The organism is Stieleria varia, assembly GCF_038443385.1.
GTDB classification, from domain to species: Bacteria; Planctomycetota; Planctomycetia; order Pirellulales; family Pirellulaceae; genus Stieleria; species Stieleria varia.
Map to the genome: position 1 here is coordinate 8612234 of NZ_CP151726.1, position 16091 is coordinate 8628324.

Here is a 16091-nt window from a genome sequence, read left to right on the forward strand (position 1 = left end):
CGGATGAGGTGAACGGGTCCACCATCGCTTGGGGACTCTAGACTAAACTATCGGCCTGCTACGGTGGCGATTGGGGCGCACGAAGTTGATTTCTCGCCGCCACCGTGGTCCCACCAGGCAATAATCCGCAGAAACCATTCTGACGAATCTTCCCTTTCTTGAGGTACATCACGTGTCCGAGCATAAAACTCCATCCCCAAATCGACGCCGATTCCTAAAGACGACTTCCGTCGCCATCGGCACCGCAGCGACCGTGCCCTACTTTTTTTCCACTCCCAGAACGCTTGCCGATGACACCAAGAGCAAGAACGACAAGATGCCGATCGGCGTGATTGGTGCGGGAGGAATGGCGGGCGGAAACATGCGCGCCGCCAGAAACTGGTTGGATGTCGTGGCGATCTGCGACGTGGATGTCCGACGCCGTGAAGGTTTCAATCAGCAGCACAGCTGCGGCAAAGCGGACCTGTATGAAAACTACCAAGACTTGCTGGCCCGTGACGACATCGGCTTGATCCACGTCGCCACGCCCGACCACTGGCACACTAAACCGCTGGTGGAAGCCATGTTGGCGGGCAAAGACGTGTACTGCGAAAAACCGCTGACGTTGACGATCGACGAAGGCAAATTGATTCGCAAGGTCCAAAAAGAAACCGGCCGGATCGTCCAAGTCGGCACGCAACAGCGAAGCACCTTCCCACTGTTCGTCAAAGCCATGGCGTTGGTCGCCGAAGGACGATTGGGAAAGATCACTGAAGTTCAAGCGGCAATCGGCGGCGCACCAACCAGCCCCGCGATCCCTGTTGCCGATGTCCCCGAGGGACTGAACTGGGATCGCTGGCTCGGCCCGGCTCCCAAAGTCGACTATCGGTTCTTGGCTCAACAACGCAATCGACATACGAATTGCCATTACGAGTTCCGCTGGTGGTACGAGTACTCCGGCGGCAAGCTGACCGACTGGGGCGCCCACCACGTTGACATTTGCAACTGGGCGTTGAAACTCAACGGTCAAACCGAAGGCCCGATTTCGATTGGCGGCACGGCCCAGCATCCGGTCGAGTTCAAAGACGGCAAGGCGGTCCAAGACGATCGCTACAACACCGCCACCGCTTTCAATTTCACCGTCAACTATCCCGGCGGAACGAAGATGATCATCCGCAACGACACGGATAACGGCGTGCTGATCACGGGCGATAAAGGACGTATCTTTGTCAGCCGTGGCAAACTGAGCGGAAAGCCCGTTGAAGATCTTGCCGACAACCCGCTGCCCGAGGACGCGATCGCCAAGGTCTACAAGAACCTGCCGATGGAAGGCAACGAGCGAAGTGCTCACTGGGCAAGCTTCCTGCACTGCGTTCGCGAGCGTGCCGAACCGATCAGTGACGTGCATTCGCACATGGAGATGCTGAACGTCTGCCACTTGGCCGGTATCTCCGCACGACTGGGTCGCGATCTGAAATGGGATAACGACAAAGAAGAAATCGTCGGCGACGATCAAGCCAATTCGATGCTGAGCCGTCCTTACCGTGACGGTTACGAGATCAACCTCGGCTAACGGGCTGTTCTCGCTTTCGAAATGACTCGATGCTTTGGCATTTTTCCTGAGTCAATTCTTATCCACGGCCACCTCCCCCAAGGAACTTGGGGGAGGTCGAGCAGAGCCGTCCAGGCGAATGCGAGGGAGGGGGCGTGTCTGCACGCAAATCATCGCTTGGATTGGCAAAACGTTTGGCGGGGCACGCTAACGACGTGGAGAGTCGAGCGACTGTCGCTCGACTCTCCGAGTCGATAGCGGGCGGCAGCGAAAGACTCGGCAAACGACAATCGAATCAGCCCAACCGATGTCCGAGCATCGTGAACCTTACGTTCACATCGTCTGTGCGGATTCCCGAGCCTCGGAGAGGCTCGGCTACGTGTAATTACGTCGATTCCACGTGGCTGGGCACCACCAGCACAGGATGGGGACTGCGTCGGATTCGATCGTGGACGAATCCTTGATTGAAGCGGTCATCGACCTCCAACGGCAAGACCAACAACATCCTGTTGGTTTCGCTCAGCGGATTGGGTGGAGCGACTTCTCCCGCCAATGGTCGCAATGCATAGGTTCGCCCCGTTGCCGTCGCTGTCTTGGCCATCGCACCGTGCAACGCCTGATGAGTCTTGGTGAGGGCGTCGCTGAATTGCCGCTCGTCAAACTTTGCTTCGGGCGAGAGAGCCTCCAAAATAGAACGAATGTTCTCGTACTGTTCTTTCTCGATCACCAAGTTCAACGACACGGTGGCGTGCTCGGACGCCAGCCCGAACGCGATTGCCGCGGCACGCGTTTCCGCGTCGCACTCGGCGCCGACGACGACAGAGACATCACGCACGCATTCAGACAACGACTGTTGCGGATCGCGAATCACCAGCATGTTCCGATCGCATCTGGCCAGCAATACATCAATGGTGGTCCCCGCACTGTCCACGCCGACGTTGTCAAACGATCGTCCAAAGGGACATGGCACCACGACGAGATCGACCGAATGCTGCTGGAGCGCAGCGAGAATCATCTCAAAGGATTGACCAGGTTCAACACGGATCGGTCGCGCGCCGCTGATTTGTGCGGCAACGGAGGCACAAAGCTCAGAGGAGTCTTCCGTCGTCTCAGGGTCTGGGGATTCGCCCTCGGGAACTTCGCGAGCATCCAGCACCAATGTTTCCACGTTGAACGCTTCCCTCAGAAATTGAGCGGCTGCAATTCCTCCGGCGTCTTGGGTGCTGCCGTCCAACACCAGCATCACCCGCGACGGTTTGATCGGCGTCAACTCTGCCGCAGGGCCGACTTGCGATTTGAGGAACATTCGCATCGACGCATCGACTTCACGATCCAGATCGCCGCTTGATTCTGAGTCCGACAAAGATTCTCTCCAAAGTGTTTTGGGGGTCGTGGCAGTAAGTCGTTTGAGTTTACTTCAACGCAAGGTGATCGGAACCGGTTAGCTTCGCTCGCGTTTTCGACTTGGAAAGTCGAACGACAGTTGCTCCGCGTCGATCACAAGCGGGAGCGATCCTCAATGAGCCAAGGACGGTATCCAATCCATGTAATGATAAAGCATCACAAAAGCGATCGCTCCGATGACCTGGAACACCATGATGCCGCCGCCGAGTTTCAGGAAAGTGCCCCAGCCCACGTGCACCCCGGCTTCTTTCTTGAGCGCGTAGATCGCAATCACGCAGGAGATCGAACCGATCGGCGTTCCGTTTCCGCCCAGGTTGCAACAAATGATCAGTGTCCACCATAGCGGCTCGATCGGCACGCCGCCTCCTGATCCAACACCCTCTCCGCCGATGTCTTGCACGATCGGGATCAAAGTCGCGGCGACCGGTATGTTGTCGACGATCGAACTGGCAACTGCGGAGAAACCACCCATCAACGGAATCAGTAACGTCAACTCATTGCCCGACAATTGAATGACTTGCTCGGCGACCCACGCCAACGCACCGGTTTGCTTGACGCATCCGATGATGATGAACAGACCCATGAAGAACAGGATCACCGTCCAATTGACTTTGCCGATCGCGTCCTCAACACCTTTGCCGGCGAACAACATCGCGGCGGTGGCACCGACCATCGCGATGAAATCCATGCCGACACCCATCTGTTGTGCAAACACGAACCCCACGACCGTAGCCATCAAGATAAATCCACTACGAAACAACACACGCCGGTCCTCAACCATCGCCCACGGATCAAAGGATTCGATTTGCGTCTTGAGTTGCTCTCTTTCTTCGGCCGATTGTTTCCATGGCAAATCGTTACGAAAAAAGAACCGCAATCCGGCAATCGCGACCACCAGACTGATTGCCGCGTAGGGCAGAGAGACTTGTAAGAAATGCGCGTAGGGAATGCCCGCCGAGGTCCCGATCATGATGTTGGGCAACCCGCTGGCGAAAGTCGCGATCGCGCCGCTGTTGGCACAAATGGCGACGCTCAACAGCAGCGGCATCGGCTTGTAATTGAGCGATCGGCAGATCACCAGTACCAGCGAGCTGAGAATCAACATCGCTGGGACGATCGTCAGCACGGCCACAAACAAAAACGTGACCAAGCAAAGCGTCATGAACAGAGCTGACGCGCTGCCGCCGGTCAAACGCACGATCCACATGCTGATGAAATGGAACAAGCCGCTCTTGCCGACCACGTCGACCAGAATCCCGGTACCAATGATGACCCCAAAGATGTTGAGGTCTTCCTTGAGAAACTCGTAGATGGTCGGATAGGGAAAGAGCTTGAGCCAAAGCCCCAAGATCACCAGCACGGCCGCACCGCAGAGGGCCGCCACGGTCTTGTGAAACCGTTCGACCGCGACGCCCACGTAGGTCGCCATCATCACGACGGCGAAAAGCAACATCACACCGGCAGAAGCAGGCTCGATGGGTGTTTCCGGAACAGATGAGGCGGTCAAAAACATGCTTACGTCTCGTCGGGGCCGTTGTGTCCAGCAGAGGAGCACACAACCTAACACGCAAGCGGTTTGATGCGAACAGCCCTCCACTCGGGAGGGCTGTTAATGAGTCAATCTGCTGTCAAATCGATCAGTTGCCGAACGGATCGCCACCGAACGGGTCGGCACCCATGGCATCGCCGCCACCGCCGCCAAACGGATCGGCGCCGCCTGCTGCTCCGCCGAAGGGATCCGCTGCGCCGGCCGCGTCGGCACCGCCAGCAGCAAAAGGATCGGCTCCGTCGGCCATCCCGGCTCCCGCATCGACATCACCACCGATGGGAGTGTCATCCTTGAAGGGATCGCCCAAGGTTCCTTCCAATGCGTTATCCGACTGAACCGCTGGATCGCCGGCCGCCATGATGGGGCCGTCGTCGGCAAAGGGATTGTCGGCGGCCGGTGCTGCGGGAGGAACTGGTGCTGGGGCAACGGCCGCCGGCGCGGCAGCCCGAGGTGCGGGCTGACCCGCAACAGGTTGACTCGCTGCGGGAGCAACGCCGATTTCATTCAAGCGAGCGTCGGATCGCGCGGCTCTGTTGGCAAGCGCTTCCAATCGGGCACGCTGACGAATCTCTTCGAGCTTCAAACGACCGCTGCCTTGGAAACGGGACAACGACTGACCGATTGACGACGAGACGACTGCGGATGCCTCCAAGTCCGCGCCCGCTTTCCAGTCCGCCTCTGCTTCGTAGGGTCGGCCTTGGGCATAGGCAACGATGCCGCGAAAATAGTAGGCACGCGGATCACGCAGGCCGCCATCGATCGCCGAGGACAGATGCATGGTCGCATCGTTCATGTTGCCCGCGTAATACGCATGGACACCATGGCCATAGATTTCAGACAGAATGGCCTGATCTTGAGCATTGACTGGCCTTTGGCAATACAGCGAGGCGGCCATGGCCAAAAAGGCGACGGTTACCGATTGAAAAAATCGACGGGACATCGGTTTTGGGTCCTCCCCAAGATGCTTGGGACTGAGAGACGGAGTAGGGAAAGAAAGTGTGTGTGTGCGGTCGCACCGCATTGTATTTGATTAGGTCCAGCGGGATCGCGATTGACGAGGGAATTGATCCACAGGTTGGGATCTCTCGCTACAAAACACGATGGACCACGCTCTTCACTGTAATTATACGCCATCGCTCGGGCAAACGGATTTCTCCATCCAGGGGGCATCTCCTCGAGACTTGCGGAAAACCATCTTAGGCGGCGTTCTTGCGAGGTTCGGATTCTGACGCGGCGGGCGTCTCCTCGACCTGATCACTGGGCCGCCCTGTGCGGTTTAACAATTCGCCCACGGCCGCACGCAGCGGAGGATCAAATCTCAGTGACTCTGGGCCCGCGTCAATCCGGGCCTGCGACTCAGGCGAAATTTCGAATGGAGGCTCCGTCTTCTCCGATTCTTCACTCTCCGATTCCGCAACACTCGACGCAGCGTCGCCCGATTCAGCCCCGGCATCTTTCACCGGGATCTCGCGGGGCTCCAACACCGGCAGTTGATCTTCGTGCACATCGGTCGCCAATTTCTCCGCCCCGCCCAACATCGGATAGGACGCTTCCATCCAGCGATCATTCAACGCGATCAATTCCTCACGAGTCATCGGAATCAAGAAACCCTCGTCCGGCTTGACGCCCCACACATCGTCCTCGGTGGCATCGTCCGCTCGATGAATATTTTGGTTGTTGGGTCGATAGTAACGTGCCACGGTCAATCGAAGAGCGCTGCGTCCGAATTGCAACGGCAAGATTTCTTGGACGGTTCCTTTGCCATAACTGCGAGTCCCCACAACGATCGCCCGTTTGTTGTCCTGCAAACAAGCCGCAACGATCTCACTGGCGCTGGCCGAGTCATGGTCGATCAACACGGCGACCGGTTTGGACGAGTCGACCAACGTGCCGGGCGTCGCCGAATACGCGGAGTCTTCCACGCCGCCACGCATCTTGGTGGAGACGATTTTGCCGGAATCCATGAACATGTCGCAGATGTCGCAGGCCGCGTACAACAATCCTCCACTGTTGCCACGCAAGTCCAGCACGAGCGAATCGAAGTCGTTGTCGAGCGCGGTCAATACATCCTCCACTTCACGGACCGTTTTGTCACCAAAGCTTTTTAGCCGGATGTACGCCACACGCGGTTGATCTTCCAAACGATACACCCATTCGTTTCCCGCACCGCGATGGTCACCGATCACGGACTCCATCTCGATCCGCGCCCTGGTGACCTCCATCGAAACTTCGCCCTCACCGCGCCGCATGCCCAACAGGACGATCGTTCCGGGCGGCCCCTTGAGCCGCGAACTGACATCCTTGAGATTCATTTTCGAAACATCAACACCGTCGACCCGGATGATTTCGTCACCCGGCAACACTCCCTTTTCCAACGCCGGCGAACCCACCACGGGCGTGATCACCCGCACGGGCTTCTCTGGATCCGGCTGTTCGACAAAGATCCCGATGCCGGCGAACTCTTGGTTGATGCTCTCCTGAAAGGATTCGTAGGCGTCGACGGGAAAGTAACTGCTGTGCTGATCCAATGACTTAGTCAGACCGTCCATCGCCGCAATGACCAAATCCCCCGGATCGACATCGTCGACGTAACGCTGATCGATCAAATCGATGGCCTCGCCGACGATGATCGCCGTTCTCGCACGCCGATGCGTGGCGTAGCACAAGATGGCCATGACCGCAGCGAAGAAGATGACGTTCAGATTTCGTGAAGGCATGAAAAGTTGAGCTACGAGAGAAGTGGCGGGTCAAAAAGCTGTCGGGAAACAAAATGTCATGCGAACACGCACGGCGATCTCACGATTGTAGCCGACCGAGTACTTTATCGGCCGCGGCGATGGTTTCATCGATCATCGCCTCCGTGTGCGTCACACCAAAGAAAAGGGCTTCGAACTGGCTGCACGGCATGTAAACGCCTTCGCCGATCATCCCCCAAAAATAACGGCTGAACCGCTCTCGGTCACACTGGCTGGCTTCGTTCCAACTGCTCACCGGCCCATGGTGAAAGAAAAGCGTCATCATGCTGCCGACACGTTGCACGACATGGTCGACACCGTGTCGTGTGGCGGCGGCATCCAAACCCTCGGCCAACCGCTGCCCCAAGGACTCAAGCAATTCATAGGGCGGTTGCTTGGCCAATCGCTCCAAAGTCGCCGAACCCGCGGCTACTGCGACAGGATTTCCGCTGAGCGTTCCCGCCTGGAATACTTTACCAGCCGGCAAGACTTGATTCATGATCTCGGCCCGACCGCCGTAGGCTCCCAGCGGCATTCCTCCGCCGACGATCTTGCCCAACGTCGTCATGTCGGGCGTGACCCCGTAGTACTCCTGCGCCCCGCCCAACGCCAGCCGGAAACCGGTCATGACCTCATCAAAGATCAACACGGCTCCATCACGCTGAGTCGTTTCTCTCAGCGTCTTGAGAAACTCCGCCGTCGGAGCCACGCATCCCATGTTGCCCACAACCGGCTCCAGGATCACCGCCGCGATCTCGCCGGGATGCTCCGCAAAGACATTGCTGACGCCTTCGTGATCGTTGTAGGTCAACACGATCGTGTCTTGGCTCGCACCGGGCGTGACGCCAGGCGAGTCGGGCACTCCGAGCGTCGCCGCAGCACTGCCCGCGGCCACCAGCAAACTGTCGACGTGTCCGTGATAGTTGCCTTCGAATTTGATCACTTTGTGGCGACCGGTTGCTCCCCGAGCGACACGGATCGCACTCATGGTCGCTTCGGTACCGCTATTGACCAAGCGTACTTTCTCGACACTGGGAACCGCATCAATGATCTGCTGAGCCAGTCGTGACTCGGCTTCCGTCGGTGCACCAAAGCTCGTGCCACGCTCGAGTGCCTTGCTGATCGCTTCGATCACCTCAGGCGGGCGGTGCCCCAAGATCATCGGTCCCCACGACCCGATGTAGTCGATGAATCGTCGTCCATCAATGTCGTGCAGATAAGGACCCTCGGCGCGATCGATGAAAAGTGGCGTGCCGCCGACGGCACCAAACGCACGGGCGGGGCTGTTGACACCACCTGGCATCAACTGACAAGCGGTCTGGAACGCGGCAATACTCTTGGGGCCGGCGGCAAAGGTCTTGGGATCAGGCACGTTTTCTTCTTACGGGTGGAATCAATGAAAGGGGGGATGCTGCACGTTATTGACGCCAGAGTCAAGCGACTGTGTTAAGGTGTAGCGATTGGGTAAACGACTTCGATCGCCTCATCATACCCGATGATTCCAATCTCAGCAGTCGTATCAATCTCATCGTCAACACCAAGCAGATTGGTCCAGATGCAGCAATCGAGCCGATCGACAGCACTGTAGGAGGTGGATCGATGCGGTTCGCGGCCCTACACGGAGTGAACCGACGTGGTTCACCGAAATGTTGCAAGGATGGAACATGTCGCCCGCCATGGTTCGGAGGAACCGCCCGATGAAACGTTTGATTACCCGAGGATTCTTTCCCGTGCTGGCGGCCGCCCTGATGGTGTCTGGCGGCGTGGTGCACGCCCAGCAGCTTGCCCAGGGCGAATACATCGTCAGCAGCCAAATCGTCAGTGACACCGCCACCGGATCGTCCAACTACGTGGGCGATATCGGCAGCGGATGTGCCGATGGAAATTGCGGCGGATCCGATGCCGGCGTTGTAAGCTCCGGCGATGGAACCTCCGTCGGTGGCGGCTGCAGCGGAGCGGGTTGCATCGGACGCGGCTACGATCACTCCGACCTGTTCTACAACTACTACTCACAAGGCAACTACAACACCGCCAACGCGCAGATGTACATCTCGCCCCTGCCGGTGCCGCCCTTCGTCGGACACACGTTCAACACGTATCAGCCGTTCTACCCGCATCACTACCTGTACTGGCACAAAGACCGCTATCACAACACGTACGACAACGGTCGCGGAATGAATCGTACAAAAGCGGTCTATTATGCTCCACCGATCAAGACGGCCGTGAGTAATCTGTACTGGAACAAGCTGCGTATCCCTCGCTAGCCCTTGAAGGCAAGCGAATCACCGAACACCCACCGACCCCATCAGGAAATGATCCTATGATCCGTCGAATCATTCTCGCAGCCGGCTTGGCGGTCGTCGCCTTGGCCGGTGCCCAACAGGACGCCACCGCCGGCGATCCCTACGGCATGACCCAAGTCTGGGCGCACAACTTTGCCATGGACCGTCCCTGGCACGGTGGCTACTACAACCAAAACTATGGTCAGCCCTTGGCCGTGGTCGTGCCACCGACCGCCCACATGCGTCAAACCTATTCCTGGGGCGTCGGTCAAAACCTGATGTATCCCATCCACCACCAATACGGCCGCAGCGCCAATTCGCCCGGTGCGGCTCCGGCGGGATCATTCCGTCCGACACCACCGTGGCCAAGCCACACCGATCAATTCGGCTACTACTACATTCGCGGGCCTTGGCGGTAACGATTGGACGCCAGCGTTTGACGCGGCTGTCCGGTGGAATCTAGTCCCCAAGAATCAGAGCCCGGTGATCCTCACGGATGACCGGGCTCTTTTTCGTTTGGCGAAGCCGTTTATATTTGCCGAAAGCTTAGCATAGCGTCTTCGCTTCAATCCAGCCCCATGCCCCAACGCTTGACCGTGTCTCGCCAATCTCGGACCAATGCCTTGATCAAGAACCAAGCGTTGGCAGCATAACGAGGCACCAAACGTTTGGGATCGCTGAGCATGCGATAAAGCCATTCCATTCCGACACGTTGCCAAATCACCGGCGCTCGCTTTGCCGTACCGGCAACAAAATCAAACGACGCCCCCAACTGAATGCTCACCGGCACACCCAGCCGACGATAGTGCTCGTGAATCCAGCGTTCACCTTTGGGTTGCCCGAACGCGACCAATAAAATGTCGGCGTTGCTGCTGCGGATCCGTTCATCCTGCACGGCTTGTTCCTGCTGCGTCAGCTTGCGAAACGGTGGCGACTCGATTCCAGCGATCTCGATGCCTGGATGATTTCGCAACAGTTTCTTTGCACACTTTTCCGCAACACCTTCTTCACCACCAAGAAAATAAAAACGCCATCCTTTTTGGCTGCCACGCTGAGCCATTTCATAAATCATCTGACTGCCCGCCACCCGCTCGGGCAGCGGTGACTGCCCAAGCTTGCTACGCCATACGATCGGCTGGCCATCAGCCAAAATCAAATCGGCATCATCGGTCAACTGAGGCACATCGGCCTCCTGATCCTGCAACATCACGTAATTCAGATTCGCTGTGATCACGTAACTGGGCACACGACGCTCGATCAAGGCTTCGATGCGATCGATCGTCTCCCCCATCGTCACGCAGTCAAACGGCACACCCCAAACCAGACACCGATCCAGCCGAGGCAGGGGAGGCAGCGGACGAGTTGCCGGTTGATTCGAACGCTGATGAGACGCCGAATCCGATGATTTCGCTGCGGGGACCACAACGGGAACGATCGACGACGTGACGGTATCGGACGAAGTAACAGGCATTGGAATTTTGAGTGAAAGGCGTGAGCGGTCGCTAGAAACGTAGGTCGCTAGAAACCTACGTCGCTGTACAATCGTGAGTCCTCAAGGACCGAACACGTTGACCACGGCCCGTGTCGGGCAAGCAGGTTATTCCGTTTCTGCCGCTCAGAAGGCCCCCATGCGTCAGGCCCGTACGTCAGGCTTTCCAGCCTGACACTCACACCCGTACGTCAGGCTTTCCAGCCTGACACTCATACCCGTACGTCAGGCTTTCCAGCCTGACACTCATACCCATGTCAGCCTGGAAAGGCTGACGTACAACACCACCATTTGATGACACCACCCAAACTGATCATCCTGACCCTCGACGGACTGGCCACCTCCGGCCTGAGTTGCTATGGCTGCAGCTGGAACGACACACCCACACTTGAGTTGATGGCCGGCGAAGGCTGCGTTTGGGACCGTTGGATCGCGCACTCCAATCGAACCGAAGAACTGACGCGTTCGTGGTGGCAATCCGAATCGGCCTGGACAAACACTTGGCGTCAACACGGATCACTCGAACTGATCACGGACGCCACCCGCATCAACGAAACCAACGCGGCGGTCTTCGACCAAATCTCCATGGTCAACCATCTGGACGACTCGGACACTCCAGCCATCGACATCGAATCCACTCGTCTGGGGCGCGTCGTCGCGGCAGCGATCGAGCGATGCCACCAAGACGACCTCTGGAGCACGCTTTGGCTGCACAGCGATTTTCTGTCACAGCACTGGGATGCACCGCGAGAACTGATCGCGGTTGATTTCGCGGACGACGATGAAATGCAAGAACCGGTGGAAGACACCGGCATGGACATCGAGATCGGCCCAACCGAACCTCGTCTACCTGACTTTTTCGACGGAGTCGCTCCGCCCCAGATCAAACGCAGTGATGCCGATGATCCAGACTTGGTGATGAGCTGGATGCGGACCTATGCATGTCAAATGCGACTCATTGACGAACTCATCGCGGTACTCCAACAAACCTTGGTGACCTATTCACCGACGCTGGTTGTCGCCAGCACGGGCGGATTTTCACTGGGTCAAAACGGCTGGATCGCACGAGACGCGGGCCCATTGCGCAGTTGCCACATCCGATTGCCACTGATCGTCAACCGTGGCGGACCACTACGTCACCCCGGCGTCACCTCGACCGCCGAACTACCGTTGCTGCTCGCGAGATTGGCAGCTACCGATCAGCCAGTCGTATCGGTCGACCAATGGTGCCGCAGTGAAGACGAACTCTCCCCCTGCGTCACCACGCAAGACAACCAACGAGTGATCGCCAGAACCTCTCCCCATTGGTTCTTGGTCGACGACGAAGCATCACCAAGTTTGTTCCTCAAACCCGACGACGTCGACGACGTCAACGACATCCACCGCCTCCGCCCCGACGTGGTCCAGCAACTCACAGGTTAGAAAGCCCCATCTCTGTCGTTTGACCCGCAGCCGAAGGCGTAGGCGGAAGCAGCGTTTGAGCCTGCAAGACAAACCGGTTGGCAGAGTCTCCTGCACCTGCCAGCAAAACGGCCTGACATATCGAAACTGTCCGTTCAACCAAGCTGCACTCGCACCCACTCATCATCCCAAATTCCTCCCCCCCACCGACACCAAATCAACCATGCACCGCACCACGCTATTCCTGCTGGCCTTGTCCATCTGTGCTCTGACAACAAGACCATCCGCAGCGGATCGACCCAACATCGTGTTCCTGTTTTCCGATGATCACGCCGTCAAAGCCATCTCGGCTTACGGCGGTCCGCTCGCAGATGTCGCGCCGACACCGAACATCGACCGACTGGCCACGCAAGGTGCTGTGCTGCTCAACTCGTTTTGCGCCAACTCGATCTGCGGCCCATCCCGAGCGACGATCCTGACCGGCAAGCACAGCCACAAGAATGGCTTCATGCGTAACGGAAACCAATTCGATCCGACTCAATGGACCGTGGCCACAGCCCTGCAAAAAGGCGGTTACAGCACGGCCGTGATCGGCAAGTGGCACCTGAATTCCGATCCCGTGGGTTTCGATCACTGGGAAATCCTGCCGGGTCAAGGAAACTACTACAACCCCGTATTCAAACAGATGGACGGACTTCAAAAACGGTTCGAAGGCTACGCGACCGACATCACGACCGACAAGGCACTCGCGTGGCTCGATTCACGCGATCCCTCCAAGCCGTTCTTCTTGATGTGCCAACACAAGGCCCCCCATCGCACGTTCGCGCCCGCCCTCCGGCACCTCGGTTCCTTTGACGAGGTCGAGATCCCGGAACCAGAGAGCTTGTTCGACGACTATGCCAACCGCAGTCGAACGCTTGCGGACAACGAAATGGAGATCGACCGCCACTTCGACTGGGCCTACGACGCTAAGATCCGCAAAGACGAACGCGGCGACGTCCAACTACCCAAACCGGATCGCTACGGGACTCCGGAATACAATCGCATGACGGACGCACAAAAGCAAAAGTGGGACGCACATTTCGGCCCACGCAATCAACAATTCTTGGCCGATTACCAGTCAGGAAAACTGAACCACGACGACGTCGTTCGCTGGAAGTATCGTCGCTACATGCGGAACTACCTCAGCACGGTGAAAGCCGTGGATGAAAGCGTCGGTCGCGTTCTGAAATACCTCGACAACAACGGCCTGGCAGAAAACACCGTCGTGATCTACTCATCCGATCAAGGATTCTTTCTCGGCGAGCACGGCTGGTACGACAAGCGTTGGATGTTCGAAGAGTCTTTCCGCATGCCCTTTCTGATCCGTTGGCCCGGCGTGATTCCCGCCGGCGACAAACCAGAGCAACTGATCCAGAACATCGACTACGCCCCCACGTTCCTAGAAATCGCTGGCTTACCCACACCAGACGAAGTCCAAGGGCGATCACTGGTGCCTTTGCTGCGCAAGTCTGCTGATGGCGCCCCGGTCGACTGGCGAAAGTCGCTCTACTACGCCTACTACGAACTTGGCGAGCACGCGGTGCCGCAGCATTTCGGTGTGCGAACGCAGACCCACAAGCTGATTCATTTCCCACAATCCAACGAATGGAACCTCTTTGATTTGCAAAGCGATCCCGGCGAAATGAAAAGCGTGCATGCCGATCCAAACTACCAATCCGTTCGTCAAGAATTGGTCGCCGAGTTCGAAAGACTCAGGCAAGAGTTCGACGCACCGCCGTTCCCTGCACCCAAAAACTAACTCGTCCATCGCCTTGGGCTGGGCAGTTCAACAATTGGTAATGGCAAATCGCTTGGCGTGGCACGCTATCGACTTGGAAAGTCGAGCGACGATTGTCGTTCGACTTTCCAAGTCGAAAACGAACGCCACCATCCGCCCAAACACAAACCATACGCTTTGTGCTGTGCTGCGTAACTGTCACCTCCCCCAACTGCGCTGAGGAAGGTGACAGAAATTTGTGCAAACCGAAATTGCCACAACCCGAAATCTTGAACAGACAGTCGTTGATGATGGCGTCCTCATCAGCTCGGAGACTCGGGGTCACACTTACCAGACCAGCGGCAGGCGTTCGTCCTGAGGCGTCATCTTGCCAGCGGGTCGAATCCCCGATCCCTCACGTTTGGTCAACTTGTCTCCCAAATCTTCTCGCATCTGCTCCGCCGCCGCCTGCAACTGGGCAACGACCTCGGGAAAATCATTGAGTACGTTCTTGGTTTCCGAAACGTCGTCGTCCAAATCAAACAGAGACAACTCGATTTGACGTTGCTTGTATGCGATCGGAAACCCGCCGGTCCCGCCAGGATGACCATTGAGCGAGCGATAGCTGTGTGGAAACACCAGCTTGAAGCGTTCATTGCGGATCGCCTGCAATTGACCGCCGGCGTAGTAGCACGCGAACGAATCGTGGGGGCTTTCGGCATCCGGTTCACCAAACATCAGCGGGCGGATGTCTTTTCCGTCGATCTTTCGATCGGGCAAGTCCGCGCCGATCAGGGCAGCCACGGTGGGCAGTACATCGATCGTGCTGCAAAGTTTGTCACACGTGGTGCCTGCGGGAATTTTTCCTTTCCACCACATCAACGTCGGCTCCCGATACCCGCCTTCGAACATCGTTCCCTTGCCTTCTCGCAGCGGAGTCGCCTTGCCGCCGTGATCTCCGTAGGACAACCAGGGACCGTTGTCACTTGTGAAGATCACCAGTGTGTTCCGCTCGGCGCCGATGTCTTCGATCGCGTCCAAGATTTGGCCGACCGACCAATCGACTTCCATCACAACATCGCCAAACAATCCTTTCCCGCTTTTGCCGACGAAGTCTTCCGAAGCAAACAGCGGCACGTGAACCATCGGGTGCGGCAGATACAAAAAGAATGGTGTGTCGACATCCTGTTTGATGAAATCCACCGCGCGATGCGTGAACTGCTTCGTCATCTGTGCTTGATCGTCCGGCTGAACGCTGTCGTTGACAATCTGTGTCCCTTCGATCATGGGCAATTCGGCCCAAGGGATCGGTGCTTTGGGATCTTGCTGACGCTTTGCGATCGACGCGGGATGGCGAGGCCACATGTCGTTGCTGTACGGAATGCCGTAGTACTGGTCAAAGCCTTGATTGGGCGGCAAGAATTTTGGATTGTGTCCCAAGTGCCATTTGCCAAACGCCGCCGTGCGATATCCCTTGGTCTTGCAGACTTCAGCGATCGTGGTTTCGTCGGGATTCAACCCGATCTCGGATTTCGGCCCCAAAGCGCCGGAAATCCCCACGCGGCGGTGGTAGCATCCGGTCATCAATGCCGATCGGGAGGCGCTACATACGGCTGAGGAAACAACGAAATCCGTGAACCGACGTCCTTCGGCGGCCATGCGATCCAGGTTCGGTGTCGGATAGCCCGTGTCGGCGAAGGGGTTGATGTCCGCATAGCCCATGTCATCAATGAAGATCACCACGACGTTGGGTGGCGGATCGGCCGAATGAGAATCTCGAGCGAACACGCTGAATGCAACACACAGCGATGCCGATGCGAGATAAGTCCCAAAACGTTGTTGGATCATGATGCTACTTTTCACCGGTCAAATGGGAGGGGAATTCCGCAGAACCGCACCGCGAAGGAGCACACTATAACTCAATTTGACCGTGCAACCCAA

At 57.4% G+C, this 16091-nt stretch carries 12 protein-coding genes; 5 read left to right on the plus strand and 7 right to left on the minus strand.

What is annotated here, in order from left to right; all coding sequences use genetic code 11:
• Positions 1–172: 172 nt before the first annotated feature.
• Positions 173–1552, plus strand: coding sequence for a Gfo/Idh/MocA family protein (locus tag Pla52nx_RS29115; RefSeq protein ID WP_231742148.1), 1380 nt, complete (start codon positions 173–175; stop codon positions 1550–1552).
• Between the two features lie 364 nt (positions 1553–1916).
• On the opposite strand, the gene Pla52nx_RS29120 is transcribed toward Pla52nx_RS29115, so the two are convergent.
• The 5 genes from Pla52nx_RS29120 to hemL all read right to left on the minus strand — a co-directional run bounded on the left by Pla52nx_RS29120 (position 1917) and on the right by hemL (position 8591).
• The gene (locus Pla52nx_RS29120; protein ID WP_231742149.1) at positions 1917–2894 is read right to left on the minus strand and encodes a universal stress protein; all 978 of its coding nucleotides are present in this window, start codon (positions 2892–2894) and stop codon (positions 1917–1919) included.
• A 153-nt stretch (positions 2895–3047) separates the two neighbouring features.
• Positions 3048–4448 (minus strand): ArsB/NhaD family transporter, encoded by a 1401-nt coding sequence (locus Pla52nx_RS29125; RefSeq protein ID WP_146521459.1) that lies wholly within the window; start codon positions 4446–4448, stop codon positions 3048–3050.
• Between the two features lie 124 nt (positions 4449–4572).
• Positions 4573–5424: a hypothetical protein gene (locus tag Pla52nx_RS29130; RefSeq protein ID WP_197454795.1), complete on the minus strand. Its 852-nt coding sequence runs from the start codon at positions 5422–5424 to the stop codon at positions 4573–4575.
• A 256-nt stretch (positions 5425–5680) separates the two neighbouring features.
• Positions 5681–7201: a S41 family peptidase gene (locus Pla52nx_RS29135; protein WP_146521460.1), complete on the minus strand. Its 1521-nt coding sequence runs from the start codon at positions 7199–7201 to the stop codon at positions 5681–5683.
• Positions 7202–7280: 79 nt separating this feature from the next.
• Positions 7281–8591, minus strand: a complete 1311-nt coding sequence (hemL, locus tag Pla52nx_RS29140) for a glutamate-1-semialdehyde 2,1-aminomutase (RefSeq protein WP_261344263.1) — start codon at positions 8589–8591, stop codon at positions 7281–7283.
• Between the two features lie 325 nt (positions 8592–8916).
• Between hemL and Pla52nx_RS29145 the strand changes: the two genes are divergently transcribed.
• Both Pla52nx_RS29145 and Pla52nx_RS29150 read left to right on the plus strand, forming a co-directional pair.
• Entirely contained in the window at positions 8917–9483 is a 567-nt protein-coding gene (locus tag Pla52nx_RS29145) for a hypothetical protein (RefSeq protein ID WP_197454796.1), read from the plus strand.
• Positions 9484–9539: 56 nt separating this feature from the next.
• A complete protein-coding gene (locus Pla52nx_RS29150; protein ID WP_146521461.1) occupies positions 9540–9920 on the plus strand; it encodes a hypothetical protein in 381 nt (126 codons plus the stop codon).
• A 146-nt stretch (positions 9921–10066) separates the two neighbouring features.
• Here the strand turns inward: Pla52nx_RS29150 and Pla52nx_RS29155 are convergent, their stop codons facing one another.
• On the minus strand, positions 10067–10972 hold the full coding sequence (locus tag Pla52nx_RS29155) for a WecB/TagA/CpsF family glycosyltransferase (RefSeq protein ID WP_146521462.1): 906 nt from the start codon (positions 10970–10972) through the stop codon (positions 10067–10069).
• 312 nt (positions 10973–11284) lie between these two features.
• On the opposite strand from Pla52nx_RS29155, the gene Pla52nx_RS29160 reads away from it, so the two are divergent.
• Both Pla52nx_RS29160 and Pla52nx_RS29165 read left to right on the plus strand, forming a co-directional pair.
• Positions 11285–12412, plus strand: a complete 1128-nt coding sequence (locus Pla52nx_RS29160) for a hypothetical protein (protein ID WP_146521463.1) — start codon at positions 11285–11287, stop codon at positions 12410–12412.
• Between the two features lie 202 nt (positions 12413–12614).
• The gene (locus Pla52nx_RS29165) at positions 12615–14192 is read left to right on the plus strand and encodes a sulfatase family protein (protein ID WP_146521464.1); all 1578 of its coding nucleotides are present in this window, start codon (positions 12615–12617) and stop codon (positions 14190–14192) included.
• 306 nt (positions 14193–14498) lie between these two features.
• On the opposite strand, the gene Pla52nx_RS29170 is transcribed toward Pla52nx_RS29165, so the two are convergent.
• Positions 14499–15998 carry a sulfatase family protein gene (locus tag Pla52nx_RS29170; protein ID WP_146521465.1) on the minus strand — a complete coding sequence of 500 codons (1500 nt, stop codon included), beginning with the start codon at positions 15996–15998 and terminating at the stop codon, positions 14499–14501.
• Positions 15999–16091: the final 93 nt, after the last annotated feature.